Raw genomic sequence first — 22,407 nt, 5'->3', positions numbered from 1 at the left:
ATGTACCAGACCACCTATCATCGCGCCTCCTCGGTCGACGAGGCCGTCAGCCTGTTCGGAAAAAGCAGCGAGGCGAAATTCCTCGCCGGCGGCCAGACCTTGCTGCCGGTCATGAAGCAGCGCCTCGCCAGCCCGTCCGACGTGATCGACCTCGGCAAGATCAAGGAGCTGCAGGGCGTCGAACTGTCGGGCGACGTGCTGACCATCAAGGCCGGCACGATCTATTACGACATCATGCAGAATGCCGATGTGAAGAAGGCGATCCCCGCGATTGCCTATCTCACCTCGGTGCTCGGCGACCCCGCGGTGCGCTATCGCGGTACGATCGGCGGCTCGATCGCCAACAACGATCCCGCCGCGGACTTTCCGGCAGCGCTGCTCGCGCTCGGCGCCACCGTGAAAACCAACAAGCGGTCGATTACGGCGGATGATTTCTTCAAGGGCCTGTTCACCACGGCACTTGAAGACGGCGAGATCATCACCGCCGTGTCGTTCCCTGTCCCGGCAAAGGCGGGCTACGAAAAAATGCGGCATCCGGCCTCGCGCTTCGCCCTGACCGGTGTCTTCGTCGCCAAGACGAAGTCCGGCGAGGTCCGCGTCGCCGCGACCGGAGCATCGCAGAGCGGCGTGATGCGCGTGCCCGCCATCGAGGCGGCGCTGAAGGCGAACTGGTCGCCGGCAGCGATCGACGGCGTGAGCATCTCGGCAAGCAATCTGCTGGCCGACATCCACGGCACGGCGGAGTACCGCGCCAATCTGATCAAGGTGATGGCACAACGCGCGGTGACGGCGGCCGGCTGATAGCGACTCAACGCAAATTTTCCGCGGCGCGCAGAAATGCGCGCCGCTTTTATTATGCGCCCATGCATGAAAAGCGCTTGCCTCGCTGGCGTGAAGGCGAGAAAAGTTAATCAGCCAATTAACTCGCCCACAGAGGAACGTCCCGGGCTTGCCGGATCACCGGCACGCCGCCCGCGACCCGAGGAAACAACAACGTGCTCGATAAATCAGCCCCCTCCGCCTCCGTCCGCACCTCCGGCCCGCTCTCGGGCTTCCGCATCGTCGAATTCGCCGGCATCGGACCCGGCCCGTTCGCCTGCATGATGCTGGCCGACATGGGCGCCGACGTCGTCACGCTCGATCGTGTCGGTGCCAAGAAGAGCATGAAGTCGGTGGCCGGGCGCGGCCGCAAGGTGATCGAGCTCGATCTCAAGAACAAGGCGGCGATCGCAGAGGTGCTCGACCTGCTCGCCAGCGCCGATGCGCTGGTCGAAGGCTTTCGTCCCGGCGTGATGGAGCGGCTCGGGCTCGGCCCCGATGTCGTGCTCGCGCGCAATCCAAAGCTCGTCTACGGCCGCATGACCGGCTGGGGCCAGGAAGGCCCGCTCGCCAACGCCGCCGGCCACGACATCAATTACATCTCGATCACCGGCGCGCTCGCCGCGATCGGACCTAAGGAATCGCCGGTGCCGCCGCTCAACCTGGTCGGCGACTTCGGCGGCGGCGCGCTCTATCTCGTCGTCGGTGTGCTCGCCGCCCTTCTCGAAGCGCAAAAATCCGGCAAGGGGCAGGTCGTGGACGCCGCGATGTGCGATGGCGCGGCATCGCTGATGTCGTTCTTCTTCGACATGACCACGCTCGGCCGCTGGACCGAGGGCCGCAACCAGAACTTCCTCGACGGCGGGGCGCATTTCTACGGCGTCTATGAATGCGCCTGCGGCCATTTTGTCTCGATCGGCTCGATCGAGCCGCAATTCTACGCGCTGCTGCGCGAGCATGCGGGCCTCACCGATGCCGATTTCGACGCACAGATGAACCCCAAGGCCTGGCCGGCGCTGAAGGAAAAGCTCAAGGCCGTGTTCAAGAGCAAGACGCGCGAGGACTGGTGCAGGATCATGGAAGGCACCGACATCTGCTTTGCGCCGGTGCTGACCATGTCGGAAGCGACCGAGCATCCGCACATGGTCGCCCGACAGGTGTTCGTCGAACGCCACGGGGTGAAGCAGCCCGGGCCGGCGCCGCGGTTCTCGCGGACACCGTCGGCGGTGCGCGAGCCGGAAGGCGCCGAGATCGGTGCGGTGACGGCCGCGTGGAAGCGATAGAGTCAGCCCCGGCGAAGACCTCGTAGGGTGGGCAAAGGCGCGAAGCGCCGTGCCCACCATCTCTCCACGATCACGGCGGAAGCGGTGGGCACGCTTGCGCCTACGGCAGCGTGGCCTAGAGTTTACGCCGCCGTGTCCACCTTCAACACCCCGCGCCGGATCTGATCCTCCTCGATCGACTCGAACAGGGCCTTGAAATTGCCCTCGCCAAAGCCGTCATCGCCCTTGCGCTGGATGAACTCGAAGAAGATCGGGCCGATCGCGTTGGCCGAGAAGATCTGGAGCAGGACCTTGGTCTGGCCGCCGTCGACCACGCCTTCGCCGTCGATCAGGATGCCGTTCTTCTGAAGGCGAGCAAGATCCTCGCCGTGCCTGGGCAGGCGCGCATCGATGCGCTCGAAATAGGTCGCGGGCGGCGCCGGCATGAAGGGCAGACCGGCTTCGCGCAGGCCTTCGATGGTGCCGTAGATGTCGCGGCAGCCGCAGGCGATGTGCTGGATGCCTTCGCCGCGATAGATATTCAGATATTCCTCGATCTGGCCGGAATCGCCGGCATCCTCGTTGATCGGAATCCGGATCTTGCCGTCGGGGCTGGTCAGCGCGCGCGAGAACAGGCCCGAGGCACGGCCCTCGATGTCGAAGAAGCGGATCTGGCGGAAATTGAAAAGCTTTTGGTAGAAGCCCGTCCACACGTCCATGCGGCCGCGATGGACGTTGTGGGTGAGATGGTCGAGATAGAACAGGCCGGCGCCGACGGGGCGCGGATCGCGCGCATCGAGCCATTCGAACTCGGTATCATAGGCCGAGCCCTTGGCGCCGTAGCGATCGACGAAATAGAGCAGGCTGCCGCCGATACCCTTGATCGCGGGCACATCGAGCGTCTTCTGCGCCGATGAGGCTTCCGCAGGCTCCGCGCCCAGCGAAATCGCGCGGTCATAGGCTGCCTTCGCATCGACGACGCGGAACGCCATCGACGGCGCGCAGGGGCCGTGTGCGGCGACGAACTCGTAGCCGTGGGTGCCGGGCTCTTCGTTGACGAGGTAGTTGATGTCGCCCTGCCGATAAACCGTGATCTTCTTGGTCCTGTGGCGCGCGACCGGCGCATAGCCCATCAGCTTGAACAGCGCGTGCAGCTCTGCCGGATTGGGGTGTGCATATTCGACGAACTCGAACCCGTCGGTGCCCATCGGATTGTCGGCGCTGATCGTAGCCGGCGGAGCATCGTGCGGAAACGGACCCATGGTGTTCTCCCAATTGCTGCTGAAAGAACTATCCTTCATCGGGCGCGCAAGGAGCGTGCAAACGGGACGGCTTTTGGCTATCATATGCACGATCCGTGCATGAAATGGACAAAACACGCATGATTCCGGTGGATGCCTTCGACCTCAAGATTCTGGGCGCGCTTCAGGACGACGGCCGCCTCACCAACCAGGAGCTCGCCGATCTCGCGGGACTCTCGGCCTCGCAATGCTCGCGGCGGCGGATGCGGCTGGAGGAGGAGAAGGTGATATCGGGCTATCACGCCGACCTCTCCAGCGAAGCGCTCGGCTTCGGCGTCATCGCGTTCATCCAGGTGGGACTTGCGACCCACTCGCCTGATAATTCCAAGCGGTTTCGCACGCTGGTCAACCGGATCGACGAGATCCAGGAAGCCTATTCTTTGACGGGCGACGCCGATTACGTGCTCAAGGCCGTGCTGCGCGACCTCAAGGGCCTTTCCAACCTCGTCAACGACGTGCTGATGCCGCACCAGAGCGTGGCGCATGTCCGCTCCTCGATCGTGCTCGACCGTCTCAAGGAAAGCTCGAAGCTGCCGCTGAAGGATCTGAAGGCTGGCTGAAATCGAGGGAACTACGCCATTCGCGCGGCACGCGCCGTCTGCGATGATCGGCCAATCTGTGGAGATTCAACCATGGCCCTCCAGCTTCGACCGAACTGCGAATATTGCGACCGCGACCTGCCGCCCGATGCAATTGATGCGCGGATCTGCTCCTATGAATGCACGTTCTGCGCGGAGTGCGTGGAGACGAAACTCTCCAACGTCTGCCCAAACTGCGGCGGCGGCTTTGCCCAGCGCCCGATCAGGCCGACGCAGGAATGGCGGCCGGGGGTGTGCACGACCAAGCAGGCGCCGTCCGATAAGCGGGTGCATTTGAAGTACAGCGTTGAAGATGTCGCGGCGCATTGCGCGCGGATACGCGACATGCCGCCGGAGAAGCGGTGAACCCTCTCCACGTCATTGCGAGGAGCCCTTGCGACGAAGCAATACAGACTGCCGCCGTGGAAAGATTCTGGATTGCTTCGCTGCGCTCGCAATGACGGAGTTTGTGGCAATAGCGAAATTCACTCCGCCGCCAAAATCGTCCCCTCGACCTCACCGAAACCGACGCGATAGCCATTGCCCTGGCACCAGCCGCGCATGACGAGGCTGTCGCCGTCTTCGAGGAACGTACGCTTCACGCCGCCCGGCAATTCCACCGGCTCGGTGCCGTTCCAGCTGATCTCGAGCAAGCTGCCGCGCTGGTTCTTCTCCGGGCCGGAGATCGTGCCGCTACCAAGGAGATCGCCGACATTCATGGCACAGCCGGAGGAGGCGTGGTGCATCAGCTGCTGCACCGAGGACCAGTACATGTACTTGAAATTGGTGCGACTGATGTTCGCGGGCGCGTTGGCGCCGGCAGCGCGCAGGGAGACGTCGAGCTCGAGATCATAGTTCTGCGGCCTGGCCTGCTTGATATAGTCGAGCGGGACCGGCTCCTGCTCCGGCCCTTTCAGGCGGAACGGCTCCAGCGCCTCGCGCGTCACCACCCACGGGCTGATCGAAGTTGCAAAGGCTTTTGCGAGGAACGGGCCGAGCGGCACATATTCCCACTGTTGGATATCGCGCGCGCTCCAGTCGTTGAGCAGCACGAAGCCGAAGATCATCTCCTCGGCTTGGCTCTCGCTCAGCATGCCGCCCATCGGCGAGGACTGGCCGACCACGACGCCCATCTCCAGCTCGAAGTCGAGCCGCTTGCAGGGTGCGAAGCTCGGCACCTCGACATTCGGCGGCTTCAGCTGCCCGCGCGGCCGCTTCACCCTGGTGCCTGATACCACGACGGTGGAGGCGCGGCCGTTATAGGCGATCGGCATATGCAGCCAGTTCGGCTGCAGCGCGTTGTCCTTGCCGCGGAACATCACGCCGACATTGGTGGCGTGCTCCCTGGACGAATAGAAATCGGTGTAGCCCGAGACGGCGAACGGCAGATGCAACTTTGCGTCCTGCATCGGCACCAGCGCCGCCTTGCGCAGCTCCTCGTTGTCGCGCAGCTCCGGATGATCGTGACGCAACAGTTCGCTGATCCGCGCCCGCGTCTTCGCCCAGACCTTCGGCCCCAGCGCCATGAAGGGATTGAGCGAGGGTCCGGAGAACACGCCGAGCGGACCGACATCGAGCCGGGAGTCCTGCTCAAGCTCCCAGAGATCGAGCACATAATTGCCGATCGCAACACCCACGCGCGGCGTCGGGTTCGCCGCGGTCGAGAACACGCCATAGGGCAGGTTCTGGATCGGGAAGTCGGAGGCGGCACCGACTTCGATGAAGGAGCGGAGGCTGGGGTCGTTGGGGTGGGTTGTCACTTTAGCTCGGTCCTTTTTCCTTCTCCCCTTGCGGGAGAAGGTGGCGCGAAGCGCCGGATGAGGGGTCTCTATCGGCGAGTTCAGTTGCAGGAGAGGCGCTCGCGGAGAGAGACTCCTCACCCGTCTCGCCGCTTCGCGGCGAGCCACCCTCTCCCGCAAGGGGAGAGGGTAGGAACGTCAAGGCCGGTTCGGATCGAACCGCTTCTCCAGGCCCTTCCAGCAATCGGCGTAATCGTCCTGCAGCGTCGACGCATTCGCGGCATGCGCTGTCACGCGCTGCGGGTAGCGGGTCTCGAACATGAAGGCCATGGTGCCCGTGAGCTTCACCGGCTTCAATTCGCCATTGCTGGCGTGCTCGAAGGCGTCGCGATCGGGGCCGTGCGGCAGCATGCAATTGTGCAGCGAGATGCCGCCGGGAACGAAGCCCTGGGGCTTGGCGTCGTAGACGCCGTAGATCAGGCCCATGAACTCGCTCATGATGTTCATGTGATACCAGGGCGGACGGAAGGTGTTGTCGGCCACCATCCAGCGCTCGGGAAAGATGACGAAATCGATATTCGCCGTGCCCGCCGTCTCCGACGGCGAGGTCAGCACCGTGAAGATCGAGGGATCGGGATGGTCGAAGCCGATCGCGCCGACGGGAGAGAAGGTGCGCAGATCGTATTTGTAGGGCGCGTAATTGCCGTGCCAGGCGACCACATCGATCGGCGAATGCGGCAAATTCGTCTTGAACAGCGATCCGCCCCATTTCACGTAGAGCTCGGACGGTGTGTCCTTGTCCTCGTAGTGCGCGACCGGTGTGAGGAAGTCGCGCGCATTGGCGAGGCAGTTGGCACCGATCGGCCCGCGCTCCGGCAGCGTGAAGGCGCCGCCATAGTTTTCGCAGAGATAGCCGCGCGCCGGACCATTCGGAATCTCGACGCGGAATTTGACGCCGCGCGGGATCACCACGATCTCGCCGGGCTCGGCGTCGATGCGGCCGAACTCGGTGACGAGACGTAAGTTGCCCTGCTGGAGCACGAACATCAGCTCGCCATCGGCATTGTAGAAGTGCTGGTCCACCATCGACCTGGTGATGAGGTAGACATGCGCGGCCATGCCGGCCTGGGTGTTGACGTCTCCGGCCGTCGTCATGGTCTGCACGCCCTGGAGGAAGGTCGTGTCATCCTTCGGGATCGGCGCCGGGTCCCAGCGCAGCTGCGCGATCGGCAGGTCGTATTCATGGCAGGGCGCCGAACGCCACAGGCCGTCGTCGGCCTTCTCGAAGCGGCCGGAATGCTTCACCGACGGACGGATGCGATAGAGCCAGGAGCGCTCGTTGGTCCCGCGCGGCGCCGTGAAGGGCGAGCCGGAGAGCTGCTCGGCATAGAGGCCGTAGGCGCAGCGCTGCGGCGAGTTGCGCCCGATCGGCAGCGCGCCCGGCAGCGCCTCGGTCTCGAAGCTGTTGCCGAAGCCGGACATGTAGCCCGGCGTCACCTGCGCCGAACTGCGGATGATCTGATCAGGCGAGGTATTGATGTTCATGACTATCCTCCTCCTTGCAAAGCGGCCCACATCTCCTGATCGCGCTTGTCGGTCCAGATCAAGGGGTCGTCGATCCCCGACGCCTCGTCATAGGCGCGCGACACGTTGAACGGCAGGCAGTGCTCGTAGATGGCAAAGCTGTGGAATTTCGGATCCATCACCTCGCGCGTCGCCGCCATCGATTCCTTTAAGCTGCGCCCCTTGGCGACGGAGACTTCGGCCGCGCCATAGAGCGAGGTGACGAAATCGCGCGTCATCGCGATGGCCTCGCGCACCGTGGCGGCGCCCTTCAGCGCATCGCCGCGGCCCGGCGCGATCGCCTTGGGATTGAAGTTGCGGATTTCGTTCAGCGTCATCGGCCATTCACGCAAATGCGCATCGCCGCAATAGCAGGCGGAGTGATATTCGATGAGATCGCCGGAGAACATGACCTCCGCATCCGGCACCCAGGCGACGATGTCGCCGGAAGTATGGCCAGCCCCGAGCTGCATCAGCCGCACCTCGCGCTTGCCGAGATAGATCGACATCTCGCCTTCAAAGGTCAGCGTCGGCCAGGTCAGCCCGGGGATGCTCTGCGCATCCTGGAACAGGCGCGGGAAGCGGCCATATTCGGAATCCCAATCCTGCTGGCCGCGCTCCTCGATGAGACGATAGGTCTCCTGCGAGGCAACGATGCCCTGCGCCTTGTAGGCGGAGGCCCCCAGCACGCGCACGGCGTGATAGTGCGACAGCACGACATATTTGATCGGCTTGTCGGTGACGGTACGGACGCGCTCGATGACCTTGTTCGCCATTGCGGGCGTCGACTGCGCGTCGAACACGAGGCAGCCGTCGTCGCCGACGATGATCGCGGTGTTCGGATCGCCCTCGGCAGTGAAGGCGTAGAGATCGGTGCCGATCTCGGAGAAGGTGATTGTCTTTTCGGAGAGATCGCCGGTGGATGCGAAGTTCTTCGCCATCAATTCATCCTTACGAGGTTATTGTTGTTGCTGTTGTTGCTGCTGGCCGTCGATCATGCGGCGTTTCGCCAGCACGAGCGCTTCCCGCAGCACGTCGATGTCGCCGATATGGTTGGCAAGGATCAGGACCAGAGCCGCGTCGAAATCCGCGCTTTGCTCATCCGTGAGGCCGCGATGCGCCTCGACGATGGCACGAAAGGCATCGTCAGGCCGTGCGAAATTGGAGCTGGTGGAGAGCGGCATGCCGGACCTCAATTCACGCCTGCGGCGCGCGACAGCGCGGCCGCAATCGCCTCCCGCGTCGGATGACGAAAGCGCGCCGCAACGTAGCCATCGGGCCTGAGCAGATAGGCCGCCCCGGGCTCGGCGTCATAGCGCCTGGCGACGAGCCCTGAGGGATCGTCAAGCCCGCTCCTACCGCCGATGCGAATATTCTTGACGCCGTCGGGCGCATCGATCGCTGCGCCATTGCTGAACGACAGCAGGGTGAAGTCCGTTCCGTCTTTCCGGAATACGTCCGCCAAATAGGTATTCTCACCCGCGATTGGCGCATCGAGCATGGAACAGCCGGGCGGCGGTCCGCCGCGCCATGCCTCGGCATCAGGCGAGGACAGCGGCGAGTCGTAGCTGCACGGCACCGAGAGCCGGCCGCCATTGACCATGCGCTTGCCGAACTCGGTCTCCTTGGCCAGCGACAGCACCGCCTTGCGCAGCCGCGCTTCCTGGTGCGAGTTCGGTGCCATGAAATCGGTCGAGCGCGTGGATTCGCGGATGTTCTCGTCGGCCGCGAGGCTGCGCTCGACATGGTAGCTTTCGAGCAGGCTCGCGGGCGATGAACCCCGCAGCACGCGGGCGAGCTTCCAGGACAGGTTTTCGGCGTCTTCGAGACCGGAATTGGCACCGCGCGCGCCGAACGGCGAGACCTGATGCGCGGAATCGCCGGCAAAGATCACGCGGCCATGGAGAAAACGGTCCATCCGCCGGCATTGGAATTTGTAGAGCGAGATCCACTCGAACTCGAACTTGTCGTGGCCGAGCATGCGCGCGATCCGCGGCCGCACGTTTTCCGGTTTCTTCTCGATCACGGGATCTGCGTAACGATTGAGCTGGAGGTCGATGCGCCAGACGTCGTCGGGCTGCCGGTGCAGCAGCGCCGAGCGCCCGGCATGGAACGGCGGATCGAACCAGAACCAGCGCTCGGTCGGGAATTCCGCGGTCATCTTGACGTCGGCGATCAAAAACTGATCCTCGAACACCTGGCCGGCAAACTCGGCGCCGACCATCTGCCGCAGCGACGACCGCGCGCCGTCGCAGGCGACGACATATTGCGCGTGCAGGCGATAGGCGCCCTCCGGCGTCTCGATCGTCAGCAGGGCGGAGTCGTTGCGGCTCTCCAGCGCCGTCACCTTGTTGCGCCAGCGAAGATCGATATCAGGCAGATCGCCGATGCGGTCGACCAGATAGGCCTCGGCGTAATATTGCTGGAGATTGATGAAGGCTGGCCGCTTGTGACCGTCCTCAGGCAGCAGGTTGAACTGGTAGAGTTGCGACTCGCCGTGAAAGATGCGGCCCACGCTCCACACGACGCCCTTCGCGACCATGCGGTCGCCGACGCCGAGCCGGTCCCAATATTCAAGCGAGCGCTTCGAGAAGCAGATCGCGCGCGAGCCTTCACCGATGCGGTCGGCATCATCCAGAAGGACGACGCGCTGGCCGCGCTGGGCCAGATCGATCGCCAGCGACAGCCCGACAGGGCCCGCGCCGACGACCACGACCGGATGCTCGGCCGGGCTGTGCCCGGCACGATCCTGGTCGGGGTGACGGCGATAGCCGAACTGGGTTTTGGCCTGATGCGTATCGGCGCCCGCCATACACTAACCTCGGCTCTGGTCAGGAGAGGACTGATCTGCTAGATAGTCTCACGTGCAACTATTTTGGACCGGAGCCGGCCGGCCGTCAACTGGAATTCGGAGCGCTCTCCTTGGCGAGGACATCCAGCGACATCGCGCTGAAGACGCGCGACACCCATGAGGCTTCAGCCCGGCCCAAGGCGCGGCTCGATCTGTTCAAGTTCGTGCCGTTCCGTCTCAACCGGCTTGCAGCGGAAGTGAGTTCCGCGCTCGCGGTCGAATATCAGGAGCGGCACGGCCTTGATATTCCGGCCTGGCGCGTGATCGCGACGCTCGGCTTCCGCAATGATGCCTGTAGCGCGCAGTACATCTCGCAATGCACCCGCACACACAAATCCACCATCAGCCGCGCGGTGACCACGCTGCTGCAAGACGGCCTGATCGAGCGCGTCGAGAACGAAGCCGACCGCCGCGAATTCCGCCTGCAACTGACGAAGAAGGGCCGCGCGCTCTACGAAGAGCTTTTCCCGCAATTGCTGCGGCGGGAGGACGAAATCCTCGCCTGCCTCTCCGCGCAGGAGCGCAAGCAGCTCTCGGCGCTGCTCGGCAAGATCGAAGAGAGTCTCGATCTGATCCAGACCAGCGCAGAGGCCGACGCCAAGCAGGCGTATTGATCGAGTCGCCCGCGCGTAGTGCCAGCCCCGTCATCCTGAGGTGCGAGGCGCGCGATGCGAAGCATCGTGCGGGGAGCCTCGAAGGATGAGCGGCCCCCCCGATGCAGCCGGGCCGTCGCCCTTCGAGGGCCGCTGAAGAAGCGGCCACCTCAGGCTGACGGTGATGGAATCGAGCTCGCTTTGTCTACGCCGTCACTTCGCAAACGACCGCGACGGCGGCAGATGCAGCGCCCAGGCATCGACCTTGTCACTGGCGCGCGGATAGATCTCCGTCACGATCGGATCGTGGCCGGGAATGAACCTGTCGGGATGCCCCGCGAGACGTTCGATCGTCTCCCAGCCCTGCGCCATGTCGCCGACATTGTAGACGATCGGGAACGGGCTTCTGCGCTGGAGATTGGCGTAATAGTGCGCGGCGTCGGATGCCAGCACCACCGGCCCGCGCGCGGTCTCGACCTTGACCACCTGCAAGCCGTCGGAATGGCCGCCGACACGGTGCACGGTGATTCCGGGCGCGATCTCGCCGTCACCCGAATAGAAATTGACGCGCTCGCCGTAGACATGACGCACCATCTGCGTGACGTGCTCGACCGAGAACGGATGTCGCAGCAGGCCGCTGCACATGCAGCGACCGGTCGCGTAGGCCATCTCGCGCTCCTGGAGATGGAAGCGCGCGTTCGGGAAACGGTCGAGATTGCCGGCGTGGTCGTAATGCAGATGCGTCACGATGATATCGCGAATGCTCGATGCGACGACGCCAAAACCCTCCAGCGCATCGACCGGATTGAGCGTCAGCTTGCGCGCCCGCGCGCTCGCCTCCTCGGCATTGAAACCGGTATCGACCAGGATATCGCGGCCGTGCCCTCGGATCAGCCAGACGAAATAGTCGAGGTCCTGCGCCGCGCTGTCATGCGGGTCGGGCGCCAGAAAATTCATGCTGGGGGTGCGCGGCGACATCGTCGCATAGCGCAGGGCGTAGATTTCGTAGGCGTTTCCCATGGTCTTGCTTTTTCTATGGTTGGATCTTGCGGGACGATCGGGTGAACCAAGCCATTGTCCGCCCTAAAGGTCAAACGGCGCGCGTTGCGACGGAAAGCAAGCCTGCAATGTGAGACCAATCACACTATCGTCGCCATAACTGCCCTAAGACATGATCGCCCCAACATGGCGACTGCAATGCCCAACCAGATGGCGTCGAGTATAACCGTGACAGTCCGTTTATTCCCCTCGCCGCACGCCCATGCGTTGCGGTCAATCGTCGCGATAACACCGAATCTCCAAGCGGTTGACGCCCCCCTTCCCCGGTTTGATAATGCACATTGCGTAAGTTAAGGTCGCCGCGGCGCAAGCTGGTAACGGCGCCTTTTTGGCTGGACCGCGCTCATTATGAAAATTCGCTTCCTTTTTCTTCTGCCCTTGCTCGTTTCGCTCGTGCCCGCCGCGCCCTCTCTGGCCGCAGGCGACCGTTTCGCGCTGGTCATCGGCAACGCCAAATACCCGGATGCGGATGCCCCGCTGAAGGAACCGATCAACGATGCGCACGACGTCGCCGACGAGCTCAAGCGCGACGGCTTTTCCGTCGAGATCGGCGAGAACCTGACCGGCGACGGCATGCGCCGCGCCTTCGACAAGCTCTACGGCAAGATCAAGCCGGGCTCGGTGGCGCTGGTGTTTTTCAGCGGGTTCGGCATCCAGTCGGCGCGCCAGAGCTACATGCTGCCGGTCGATGCGCAGATCTGGACCGAATCCGACGTGCGCCGCGACGGTGTCAGCCTCGAAACCGTGCTCGGCGAGCTCAATACCCGCGGCGCCGGCGTCAAGATCGCGCTGATCGACGCTAGCAGGCGCAACCCCTTCGAGCGCCGGTTCCGCAGCTTCTCGGCCGGCCTGACCCCCATCATCGCGCCGAACGGCACGCTGGTGATGTATTCGGCGGCGCTGGCCTCGGTGGTCTCGGACGCCGGCGGCGAGCACAGCCTGTTCGTCCAGGAACTCCTCAAGGAAATCCGCGTCCCCGACCTGATGGCCGAAGAGACGCTGAACCGTACCAAGATGGGCGTCACCCGCGCCTCGCGCGGCGAGCAGGTGCCGTGGATATCCTCTTCATTGGCCGAGGACTTTTCGTTCATTCCGGGTGCCGCAGGGTCGCGCCCGACGACGGCGCCCCCGCCACCGCCGCCCGTCGCCAGCAACCAGCCGCCGGCGCCGCCCGCGCCGCCATCACCGCCCCCGGCAGCGAAACCCGCTGACACCGTTGCGGCTCCCGCGCCTCCCCCTGTGCCCGCCCCGTCACCGAAGCCGCAGGTCGAGGCCGCGCTGCCCCCGGCGCCCCCGCCGGTGAAACCGGCCGATCCCGCTCCCGCGCCGAACGCGGATAGCGGGCCGAACGCGGCCGTGCTGGCGGAGGACCCCACCATCAAGGGCCTGACGGCCAAGATCGCGGCCAATCCGGATGACGTCAACGCGCTGTACCGGCGCGGCCAGGTCTATGCCAGCAAGGGTGCCTACAGCCTTGCCATCAAGGATTTCGACGACACGCTGCGGATCAATTCGAAGGACGTCGAGGCGCTGAACAACCGCTGCTGGACCCGCACCGTGGTCGGCGATCTCCAGGGCGCGCTGAAGGATTGCAACGAGGCGCTGCGGCTGCGGCCGAACTTCGTCGATGCGCTGGACAGCCGGGGGCTCGTCAATCTGAAATCGGGTGCGGTCAAGAACGCCATCGCAGATTTCGACGCGGCCTTGAGGATCAACCCGCGCCTGACCTCCTCGCTCTTCGGGCGGGGAATCGCCAAGCAGCGCAACGGCTCGGCCCAGGAAGGCGCCCTCGACATCGCCAATGCCAAGGCGATGGACCCGAACATCGTTCAGGAATTCGCAAGTTACGGAGTACGCTAGTATTTTTTTGAGTTGAGACCACTGACGCCTCGAACCCCGGGCGGCCGAGCGAAGACTAATGAACGGATGCCGCAGGCGGCCTTTCCGGGGGCGCTACTTGCAGGAAATTTGGAACCACGCAGGCTTGCTGCGCAGGAGGGATTGGCAATGAGAATGGCTGCAAAAGGACTGACCGCTATCCTGTCCGTCATCACCATCGGTGTCGCCCTGTCGCTGGCAGGCTCGCCCGCATTCGCCGGCGACGACGGCAACAGCAAGAACGTCACCGAGGACGAGATTGTCCGCGCGCTGGCACCGCCAGCGAAGAAGCCCCTGACCCGGGGCCTCTCGATCGCCCCGCAGGCCGATCTCGCGCCGAGCGCGGCTGAGACCAAGCTGATCCAGTCCGTGCGCGGCCGCTCGACGCGTTCGCTGTCGTCGACCGAGCGCGAGGAAATCGCTTCAGTCGCCAAGGACAAGCCGAACATCGATCTCGAAATCACCTTCGACTACAACTCGGCCAATATCAGTGCCAAGTCGCTGCCCTCGGTGCAGGCGCTCGGCCGCGCGCTGACCAGCTCCGACCTGAAGGGCTCGACCTTCGTGGTCGCCGGCCACACCGACGCCGCCGGCGGCGAAGGCTACAATCAGGAGCTGTCGGAGCGCCGCGCCGATTCGATCAAGCGCTACCTCGTCGAGAAGTACAGCATCTCGGCGACCGATCTCGTCACCGTCGGCTACGGCAAGAGCAAGCTGAAGGACCCGGCCCAGCCGATGGCGGAGGTCAATCGCCGCGTGCAGGTCGTCAACATGGAAAACAAGACCACCGCATCGAAGTAAGCACGACGCAATCCTTTCGAAGTGACAAGTCGTGATGTGGTGTAAAGTCTTGCTGCCAACGCGCGTCCCGCAACCTTGCGGGACGCCGCTTCATTTCAGGGAAACACTCTCAGCAGGCCTCGTGCGGATGGCCGTGAGCCAGGCCAGGACAATCCGGCGATGAACGTCTCCGAATATCTCAAGCCGGCCGGAACCATCGTGTTCGTCGTTGCGCTCGGCGTCGGCTATTATCTGTTCGAGCATCGGCATCGCCCCGAGGCGAAGGAAACGCCGGGCGAGGCGCTCGTCATCGTGACGAAATCGACCAATGCCTGCTTCTCCGACCTGGTGCGGGTCACCGGCTTCTTCGTGCCGCGCCGCGAGGCCGTGGTCCTCGCCGACCAGGAAGGCTCCCGGGTCACCGACCTCTTCGTCACAGAGGGCACCATGGTCACCGACAACCAGGAGCTGGCGCGCCTGACGGCACCGCCGCAGATCCCGGGCCAGCCGCAGCGGCCCGGCCCGCAAGGCCCGGTCTCGCTGAAGGCACCCGCGCCGGGCCTCGTCACCGAGGTTCGCACCATCGTCGGCGCACCCGCCTCGCCGCAGGCCGGTCCGATGTTCCGCATCGCCGTCAACAACGAGATCGAGCTCGACGCTCAGGTCCCGGCCCTGCACATGCCGAAGCTGAGCGCCGGCGCCACGGTGCGCATCAGCCGCGACGACGCGCCCGATTTGATCGGCCGGGTGCGGCTGGTTGCGCCCGAAATCGACCGCGCCACCCAGCTCGGCCGCGTCCGCATCGCCGTCACCAACAATCCCTCGCTGAAGGTCGGCGTGTTCGCCCGCGCCTCGATCGACGCCAAGCGAAGCTGCGGCGTCGCCGTGCCCAAGACCGCGATCGACCATCTCACCGTGCAGGTCGTCAAAGGCAACGCGATCGAGACGCGCAAGGTGCGGGTCGGATTGTCCTCCGACACCGCGACGGAAATCCTGGAAGGCCTCGACGTCGGCGAAATCGTCGTGGCCGACGCCGGCTCTTCACTGCATGACGGCGACCAGATCAAGACCATGTTCGCCGATGAACTCGATCGCACGCGGGTACGCTGATGGCTCTCAATATCTCGGCATGGTCGATCCGCAATCCGCTTCCGTCGGTCGTCTTTTCGATCATCCTCCTGATCCTCGGCTGGGTGTCCTTCACCAAGCTCGCGGTCACGCGGCTGCCCTCGGCCGACATTCCCGTGATCTCGGTCGCGGTGTCGCAGTTCGGCGCGGCGCCCGCAGAGCTCGAATCCCAGGTCACCAAGACGGTTGAAGACGCCGTCTCGGGCGTCGAGGGTGTCAGGCACATCACCTCGCAGATCACCGACGGCCTGTCCGTGACCACCATCCAGTTCGCGCTGGAGACCAACACCGACCGCGCGCTCAACGACGTCAAGGACGCGGTGACGCGCGTGCGCTCCAACCTGCCGCAGAACGTCACCGAGCCCCTGATCCAGCGTGTCGACGTCATCGGCCTGCCGATCGTCACCTATGCCGCGATCTCGCCCGGCAAGACGCCGGAACAGCTCTCCTATTTCGTCGACGACGTGGTCAAGCGCGCGCTGCAGGGCGTGCGCGGCGTCGCCCAGGTCGAGCGCATCGGCGGTGTCGAGCGCGAGATTCTGGTCTCGCTCGATCCCGACCGGCTGCAGGCGATGGGGCTGACCGCCGTCAATGTCAGCCAGAGCCTGCGCGGCACCAATGTCGACGTCGCCGGCGGCCGCGCCGAGATCGGCAAGAACGATCAGGCGATCCGTACGCTGGCCGGCGCCAAGACGCTGAGCGACCTCGCCGGCACCATGATCCCGCTGTTCGGCGGCGGCGAGGTCCGGCTCGACGATCTCGGTACCGTCACCGACACCATCGCCGACCGCCGCACCTTCGCCCGCTTCAACGGCGAGCCGATCGTCGCGCTCGGCATCAAGCGATCCAAGGGCGCCAGCGACGTCGTGGTCGCCGCCGCCGTGCAGAAGCGGATCGACGCGCTCAAGGCCGCCTATCCCGACGTCGACCTCAAGCTCATCGACACCTCGGTCGAATACACCAAGGGCAATTACGAGGCGGCGATCTCGACCCTGTTCGAAGGCGCCATCCTCGCCGTCGTCATCGTGCTGCTGTTCCTGCGCGATCTGCGCGCGACCATCATCGCCGCGATCTCGCTGCCGCTGTCGATCTTCCCGGCCTTCTGGGCGATGGACATCCTCGGCTTCTCGCTCAACCTCGTCAGCTTCCTCGCCATCACGCTGTCGACAGGTATCCTCGTCGACGACGCCATCGTCGAGATCGAAAACATCGTCCGGCACATGAACATGGGCAAATCGCCCTACCGTGCCGCACTCGAGGCCGCAGACGAGATCGGCCTCGCTGTCATCGCGATCTCGCTGACCATCATCGCGATCTTCGCGCCCGCGAGCTTCATGTCCGGCATCGCCGGACAGTTCTTCAAGCAGTTCGGCATCACCGTGTCGGTGCAGGTGTTCTTCTCGCTGCTCGCGGCCCGCTTCGTCACGCCGGTGCTGGCGGCCTACTTCCTCAAGCACGGCAATCACGAGGAGCCGCCGCCTGGGCGCGTGCTGCGGTCCTATCACCGGATCGTGGCGTGGTCGGTGAAGCACTACTTCATCACGGTGCTGGTCGGCTTCGGCGTCTTCGCCGCCTCGATCTGGAGCATCACGCTGCTGCCGCAGGGCTTCCTGCCGGCGCAGGACAGCGCGCGTTCGCTGCTTGCCCTCGAGCTGCCGCCGGGCACCCAGCTCGCCTACACCGAAAAGGTCACCGAGGACATCGTCGCGCGCCTGCGCAAGCGGTCCGAGGTGAAGAGCATCTTCGTCGACGGCGGGCGCGTCCCGCCGGGTACCCAGGAGGTCCGGCGGGCCTCCCTGATCATCAATTACGTCCCCAAGGCCGAGCGTGACATCACCCAGCGCGAGCTGGAATTCTCGATCAGCAAGGAGATGGAGAACGTTCCCGACATCCGCTTCTGGTTCCTCGACGAAAACGGGCTGCGCGCGATCGCACTCGTGGTGACCGGCGCCGATGCCAACATCGTCAACAATGTCGCGAGCGAACTTGCGACGCAGATGAAGCGAATTCCGACGATCTCCAATGTGATATCGGAAACCTCGCTGGAACGCCCGGAGCTGCGCGTCGAGCCGCGCGCCGATCTCGCCGCCCGGCTCGGCGTCTCGACCGAAAGCCTGTCACAGACCATCCGCGTCGCGACCATCGGCGACGTCGGCCCCGCGCTCGCCAAGTTCGACGTCGGCAACCGCCTGGTGCCGATCCGCGTGCAGCTCGAGGATGCCGCGCGCGGCAATCTCAAGACGCTCGAACAGTTGCGCGTGCCGCTCGGCGAGCACGGCGAGAAGGGCGGCGTGCCGCTCTCCGTCATTGCCGACGTCAAGCTCGACCAGGGTCCGACCAGCATCAACCGCTACGACCGCGAGCGACAGGCAACCGTCGCCGCTGACCTCGTCGGCTCGGCCGCGCTCGGCGATGCCACCAAGATGATCGACGATCTGCCGGTGAAGAAGGGTCTGCCCCCCGGCGTGAAGGTCAATCCCTCAGGTGACGCCGAAAGCCTGGCCGAGTTGTCGGGTGGTTTTGCGACCGCGATCACGGCGGGCCTAATGATGGTCTACGCGGTGCTGGTGCTGCTGTTCGGCACCTTCCTCCAGCCGATCACCATCCTGTTCTCGCTGCCGCTCTCGATCGGCGGTGCCATCGCGGCCCTGCTCATCACCGGCAAGCAGCTCACCACGCCGGTCTGGATCGGCATCCTGATGCTGATGGGCATCGTCACCAAGAACGCGATCATGCTGGTGGAGTTCGCCATCGAAGCGATCCACGCCGGCAAGCCGCGCGACGAGGCCATGATAGACGCCGGCATGAAGCGCGCCCGCCCGATCGTGATGACCACGATCGCGATGGCCGCCGGCATGATGCCGAGCGCCCTCGCAGTCGGCGCCGGCGGCGAGTTCCGCTCGCCGATGGCGCTCGCGGTGATCGGCGGCCTGATCTTCTCGACCATCCTGTCGCTGGTGTTCGTGCCCGCGATGTTCATGGTGATGGACGATCTCGGCGCCCTGATCTGGCGCTTCGGCAAGCGGCTGGTCGTGCACAGCGAGGACGCGGAGGCAGATGGTCATCACGGAGCTTCGTCTACGGACGCCCTGCGAACGCCGAAGGGCATCGTGCACCCGGCGGCGGAGTAGCGTCCGGCAAAGCCCCCCGGGTGTGCACTGGCGAAAGCCGTGCGCAGGCGTTATGTTACGTCGATGACGTTCACGCGCATCACGATCGACCCTGCGGTCTGCACCGGAAAGCCCTGTATTCGCGGGCTGCGTTTTCCGGTTGCGCGGCTGCTCGGCCTGCTGGCGGCCGGCGAGACTCGTGAATCCGTTTTAAGCGACTATCCGTATCTCGAACGTGAAGACATCGACGAAGCGTTGCGCTACGCGGCCTTCCTTGCTGAGGATGAAACCGTTGAGCTGCACCCCATAGTCCCGGCGAAGTGAAATTCCTCGTCGACATGCCTCTCTCGCCGGCATTGTCGCGCTGGCTGACAGAGATGGGACATGATGCCGTCCATGCTTCCGTGATCGGACTTCATGCTGCGAGCGATGTTGAAATAATCAATCGCGCCAGGCAGGAGGCGCGCACGGTCGTCACGGCAGACCTCGACTATCCTCGTCTCATTGCAGCCGCGCGCAGCGATAGCCCAAGTCTCATTCTCTTCCGAGGCGGCGACTGGACAGAGGCAAGCGTCCGAGCGCGACTGGCAGAGGTCTTAGCCGCCCTGACCGAGGACGAGATTCATCAGAGCATCATCACCATTGACCGGGATCGCGTCCGCCGGCGCAGGCTCCCGATCAACTAGCTTCTTTACTCGTTCCGCGCGATCGCCGTCAGTTTCGTCATGTTCCGTAGCAGGATGCGGCCGCGCTGGAGATCCAGGATCGCCTCCTTGCGCCAGGCCTGAAGCTGGCGGTTGACGCTCTCGCGGGCGGCGCCGACGAAGACGCCGAGCTGCTCCTGCGAGATGTGCACCTCGGAGCCGAAATCCGCGGCAAGCGCACAGAGCCGTCGCGCGAGGCGAACCGGCAGCGGTTGCAGCATGGACTCTTCCATGCGCTCGCTCTGCCAGCGGATGCGCTGGCACAGGAGCGCGATGATCTTGATCGCGACCTTCGGCTCGCGTTCGAGGAAGGCGAGAAAGTCTTCGCGCCGCAGCACGAACAATTCGCTGGCCTCCCCCGCGGTCGCATCCGCGGTCCGGCTCTGGCCGTCCAGCACCGCAACCTCGCCGAACAGGTCGCCCGCGCCCATGAAATTCAGTGTCAGCCGGCTGCCGTCGGAAGCGCCGGTCTCGATGCGGACCTGGCCGCGGCGCACGCCGAACAGCGCGTCCCCGGCATCGCCCTTCTGGAACAGCACCTCGCCATTGCCCAGATGCTGGGTGTGGCAGAGATTGGACAGCCGCTGGAGCTCGTCCGCGCCGAGATCGGCGAACATCGGGTTCATCTTCAGGATGACCGCAAATTCGGCCTGTTTGCTCATTTCAACTTCCTTGTGAACTTTCTTGTCAATTTCGCCGGCAAATCGTTTGGAACCATCAACGTCAGGATCGCGTAAAACCGCGCCGGAGAAGTGTGTCATAAGTCACATAACTTTGCAGCACCCCCTGACTATTTTTGACCGGCTGGAGCGGCTTGCCGTCCCGGGATAAACTCACGCGTAACAGGCGGGTGAGCGGCCGGGTTCGGCGCCGTACGTCCGTCGTTGGAAAGTCGATATGAGAGCAGTGAAGTTCGCCGGCGCCGCGGTCGCCGCTGTCATCGTCGTGATCGCGCTTCTCCTCGTGGTCGGGATCCCCTCGGGCTTCCTGTCCTCGACGATTGCCTCGCGGGTCGAGAGCGCGACCGGCTATCGCCTGTCGATCGACGGCACCACGAAGATCAGCCTGTGGCCGACGCTGAACGTCACCTTGAACGATCTCACGCTGCAGGACCCCAAGGACCGCAGCGGCATCACCCGCCTCACGGTCGACAGCGTGCAGGCCGACATGTCGCTTGCCAGCGTCTGGTCGGGCAGCCCGAAGATCAACGAGCTGATCGTCACCCATCCCGTGCTCTACCAGCCGCTGCTGCGCGAGCGCCTGCCGAATGCGGGCACCTCGTCGAAGCCGCCCGCACTCGATACGAAGGGGGCGACCATCGACCGCGTCAAGGTCACCGACGGCGAGGTTGCCTTCTCGCGCCTGCGTGATCGCATCGAGGGCCGCATCAGCGCCATCAACGCCGACGCAACCGTCGGCCGCGACCGCAAGGTCAGCATCACCGGGACCGCGCGTGTCGGCGATCACCCGACCAAATTCGACATCAAGGCCACCACGCCGGCGCCGCCCGCCGACCGGCCGACCATTCCGGTGGACTTCGCCATCGACATGCCCGATGTGCTGAAGTCCCAGCTCGCAGGTCGCGCCGAGATGCGGCTGAGCGGCGATCTCGTGATGATCAACGGCGTGAACGGCACCCTCGGCGACGGCGCGTTCAACGGCTGGGCTTCGGTCGACATCGCCAGCAAGCCGCTGGTCAAGGTCGATCTCGACTTCCAGCGGCTCGCGATCCCCCTGGCTAAATCGCCGCAAGGCACGTCGGGACAGCCCTGGAGCAATGCGCCGATCGACGTGTCCGGACTCAATTATGTCGATGCGCAAATCAGGATCTCCGCCAACGAGGCCGTGATCGGTGATGCACGACTGGCGCCGCTCGCGCTCGATGCAAAGCTTGCCGGCGGCGTGCTGAAGGCCGGCACCGCCAATCTCGGCGCCTATGGCGGCCAGGTCTCCGGCGAAGTGATCCTCGATGCGACCACCGGCGCGCCGAGCTTTGCCATGCATTCCGACCTCGTCGGCGTGCGCGCGCTGCCGCTGCTCCAGGGCCTCGCCGAATTCGACCGCATCGACGGCAAGCTGCAGGCCAAGCTCGCGCTGCGCAGCGCCGGCACCAGCCAGCGCGCCCTGATGGCGAACATGCAGGGCACCGCCTTCGTCAATTTCCAGGACGGCGCCATTCGCGGCATCAATATCGCGCAGATGATCCGCTCGCTGACGTCGGGCACGCTGTCCGGCTGGCAAGAAAACCAGAATTCCAGTGAGGCCCAGAGCACGGATCTGTCGCAGCTCGCGGCGTCCTTCCGCATCGACAAGGGGCAGGCCGTGACGACCGATCTCAATCTGATCGGTCCGCTGGTGCGCGTGACCGGCGCCGGCACCATCGCGCTCGACACCAAGATGATGGGCTTTCGCGTCGAGCCGAAGCTGGTGATGACGACCGAAGGCCAGGGCCGCGCCTCCGAGCCGGTCGGCTTCGGCATTCCCGTGATGATCACGGGCAGCTGGTCGCAGCCGCGGATCTACCCCGACATGGCCGGCATGCTCGACAATCCCGACGCCGCCTATGCCAAACTGCGCGAGATGGGCAAAGGCCTGTTCGGCCCCGACGGCGCCGGGCTCGGCAATATTTTGGGCAGCCTTGGTAACCTCGGGCTCGGTGGCGCGACCGCGCCGGGCGGCGGAAATGCAGCCGGCAATGCCAATCCGCAAACCCAGCAGCCGGGGCAGAACAATCTGCTCGGCGGCCAGCTGGGCGAGGCGATCGGCAATCTGATCCAGCAGGGGCTTTCCAGCGGTGCGGCAACCGGCACGGGCGCAGCTACAGGCACCGGCCGCAGCCGCAGCCTGCCGGCGGCGCCGTCCACGCCGGCACCGCAGGCCTCGCCCGAGCCTCCGGCCCAAACGCAGGACAACCCGCCGATGGCGCAGCAGGACAGCCAGCCGATGAACGACGTGCTGCGGCAACTCTTCAATCGATGATGGGCGGACCAACGCTCTGGACTCCACCCCCATCCTTTACATCGGCTCCGCCTCCCCCCGCCT

At 64.7% G+C, this 22,407-nt stretch carries 20 protein-coding genes; 12 read left to right on the top strand and 8 right to left on the bottom strand.

What is annotated here, in order from left to right:
• Together PMI42_RS20725 and PMI42_RS20720 are read left to right on the top strand one after the other, a co-directional pair.
• Nucleotides 1–801, top strand: coding sequence for an FAD binding domain-containing protein (locus PMI42_RS20725; RefSeq protein ID WP_008137657.1), 801 nt, complete (start codon nt 1–3; stop codon nt 799–801).
• Nucleotides 802–995: 194 nt separating this feature from the next.
• Nucleotides 996–2,102, top strand: coding sequence for a CaiB/BaiF CoA transferase family protein (locus PMI42_RS20720; RefSeq protein WP_008137655.1), 1,107 nt, complete (start codon nt 996–998; stop codon nt 2,100–2,102).
• Nucleotides 2,103–2,224: 122 nt separating this feature from the next.
• Here the strand turns inward: PMI42_RS20720 and hppD are convergent, their stop codons facing one another.
• Nucleotides 2,225–3,343, bottom strand: coding sequence for a 4-hydroxyphenylpyruvate dioxygenase (hppD, locus tag PMI42_RS20715; RefSeq protein ID WP_008137653.1), 1,119 nt, complete (start codon nt 3,341–3,343; stop codon nt 2,225–2,227).
• A 119-nt stretch (nt 3,344–3,462) separates the two neighbouring features.
• Here hppD and PMI42_RS20710 point away from each other — a divergent pair, with 119 nt between their 5' ends.
• Nucleotides 3,463–3,942: an Lrp/AsnC family transcriptional regulator gene (locus tag PMI42_RS20710; RefSeq protein ID WP_008137652.1), complete on the top strand. Its 480-nt coding sequence runs from the start codon at nt 3,463–3,465 to the stop codon at nt 3,940–3,942.
• Between the two features lie 72 nt (nt 3,943–4,014).
• Nucleotides 4,015–4,326, top strand: a complete 312-nt coding sequence (locus PMI42_RS20705) for a DUF1272 domain-containing protein (protein ID WP_008137650.1) — start codon at nt 4,015–4,017, stop codon at nt 4,324–4,326.
• A gap of 119 nt (nt 4,327–4,445) precedes the next feature.
• Here PMI42_RS20705 and fahA read toward each other — a convergent pair whose 3' ends face one another.
• The 5 genes from fahA to PMI42_RS20680 form a co-directional block, all read right to left on the bottom strand.
• The gene (gene fahA, locus PMI42_RS20700) at nt 4,446–5,720 is read right to left on the bottom strand and encodes a fumarylacetoacetase (protein ID WP_008137649.1); all 1,275 of its coding nucleotides are present in this window, start codon (nt 5,718–5,720) and stop codon (nt 4,446–4,448) included.
• A 177-nt stretch (nt 5,721–5,897) separates the two neighbouring features.
• A complete protein-coding gene (gene hmgA, locus PMI42_RS20695) occupies nt 5,898–7,244 on the bottom strand; it encodes a homogentisate 1,2-dioxygenase (RefSeq protein ID WP_008137648.1) in 1,347 nt (448 codons plus the stop codon).
• A gap of 2 nt (nt 7,245–7,246) precedes the next feature.
• Nucleotides 7,247–8,203, bottom strand: coding sequence for an MBL fold metallo-hydrolase (locus PMI42_RS20690; RefSeq protein ID WP_008137647.1), 957 nt, complete (start codon nt 8,201–8,203; stop codon nt 7,247–7,249).
• Nucleotides 8,204–8,221: 18 nt separating this feature from the next.
• Complete coding sequence (locus tag PMI42_RS20685; protein WP_008137646.1) at nt 8,222–8,446, bottom strand: DUF2783 domain-containing protein; 225 nt, start codon at nt 8,444–8,446, stop codon at nt 8,222–8,224.
• Nucleotides 8,447–8,454: 8 nt separating this feature from the next.
• Nucleotides 8,455–10,074: an FAD-dependent oxidoreductase gene (locus tag PMI42_RS20680; RefSeq protein ID WP_008137645.1), complete on the bottom strand. Its 1,620-nt coding sequence runs from the start codon at nt 10,072–10,074 to the stop codon at nt 8,455–8,457.
• Nucleotides 10,075–10,184: 110 nt separating this feature from the next.
• On the opposite strand from PMI42_RS20680, the gene PMI42_RS20675 reads away from it, so the two are divergent.
• Nucleotides 10,185–10,727 carry a MarR family winged helix-turn-helix transcriptional regulator gene (locus PMI42_RS20675; protein ID WP_008137644.1) on the top strand — a complete coding sequence of 181 codons (543 nt, stop codon included), beginning with the start codon at nt 10,185–10,187 and terminating at the stop codon, nt 10,725–10,727.
• A 192-nt stretch (nt 10,728–10,919) separates the two neighbouring features.
• Here the strand turns inward: PMI42_RS20675 and PMI42_RS20670 are convergent, their stop codons facing one another.
• Entirely contained in the window at nt 10,920–11,726 is an 807-nt protein-coding gene (locus PMI42_RS20670; RefSeq protein WP_008137643.1) for an N-acyl homoserine lactonase family protein, read from the bottom strand.
• A 387-nt stretch (nt 11,727–12,113) separates the two neighbouring features.
• Here PMI42_RS20670 and PMI42_RS20665 point away from each other — a divergent pair, with 387 nt between their 5' ends.
• The 6 genes from PMI42_RS20665 (at nt 12,114) to PMI42_RS20640 (ending at nt 19,347) form a co-directional block, all read left to right on the top strand.
• On the top strand, nt 12,114–13,625 hold the full coding sequence (locus PMI42_RS20665; protein WP_008137641.1) for a caspase family protein: 1,512 nt from the start codon (nt 12,114–12,116) through the stop codon (nt 13,623–13,625).
• Between the two features lie 147 nt (nt 13,626–13,772).
• Nucleotides 13,773–14,444 carry an OmpA family protein gene (locus tag PMI42_RS20660; RefSeq protein ID WP_008137640.1) on the top strand — a complete coding sequence of 224 codons (672 nt, stop codon included), beginning with the start codon at nt 13,773–13,775 and terminating at the stop codon, nt 14,442–14,444.
• Between the two features lie 159 nt (nt 14,445–14,603).
• Nucleotides 14,604–15,533 (top strand): efflux RND transporter periplasmic adaptor subunit, encoded by a 930-nt coding sequence (locus tag PMI42_RS20655; RefSeq protein WP_008137639.1) that lies wholly within the window; start codon nt 14,604–14,606, stop codon nt 15,531–15,533.
• Entirely contained in the window at nt 15,533–18,682 is a 3,150-nt protein-coding gene (locus tag PMI42_RS20650; RefSeq protein ID WP_008137638.1) for an efflux RND transporter permease subunit, read from the top strand. Before PMI42_RS20655 ends, PMI42_RS20650 begins: the two co-directional genes overlap by 1 nt.
• Before the next feature lie 63 nt (nt 18,683–18,745).
• Nucleotides 18,746–18,985, top strand: a complete 240-nt coding sequence (locus tag PMI42_RS20645) for a DUF433 domain-containing protein (protein ID WP_008137637.1) — start codon at nt 18,746–18,748, stop codon at nt 18,983–18,985.
• Complete coding sequence (locus tag PMI42_RS20640) at nt 18,982–19,347, top strand: DUF5615 family PIN-like protein (RefSeq protein WP_035966212.1); 366 nt, start codon at nt 18,982–18,984, stop codon at nt 19,345–19,347. The genes PMI42_RS20645 and PMI42_RS20640 overlap by 4 nt, the downstream gene beginning before the upstream one ends.
• A 5-nt stretch (nt 19,348–19,352) precedes the next feature.
• Here PMI42_RS20640 and PMI42_RS20635 read toward each other — a convergent pair whose 3' ends face one another.
• Nucleotides 19,353–20,027 carry a Crp/Fnr family transcriptional regulator gene (locus tag PMI42_RS20635; RefSeq protein ID WP_008137636.1) on the bottom strand — a complete coding sequence of 225 codons (675 nt, stop codon included), beginning with the start codon at nt 20,025–20,027 and terminating at the stop codon, nt 19,353–19,355.
• Nucleotides 20,028–20,262: 235 nt separating this feature from the next.
• On the opposite strand from PMI42_RS20635, the gene PMI42_RS20630 reads away from it, so the two are divergent.
• Nucleotides 20,263–22,344, top strand: a complete 2,082-nt coding sequence (locus PMI42_RS20630; protein WP_008137634.1) for an AsmA family protein — start codon at nt 20,263–20,265, stop codon at nt 22,342–22,344.
• Nucleotides 22,345–22,407: the final 63 nt, after the last annotated feature.

The sequence above is a fragment of the Bradyrhizobium sp. YR681 genome, from assembly GCF_000282615.1.
In the GTDB taxonomy this organism is placed as follows: Bacteria; Pseudomonadota; Alphaproteobacteria; order Rhizobiales; family Xanthobacteraceae; genus Bradyrhizobium.
The sequence above is the reverse complement of the archived record's forward strand: the minus strand, read 5'-3'. Positions and strand labels throughout refer to the sequence as shown.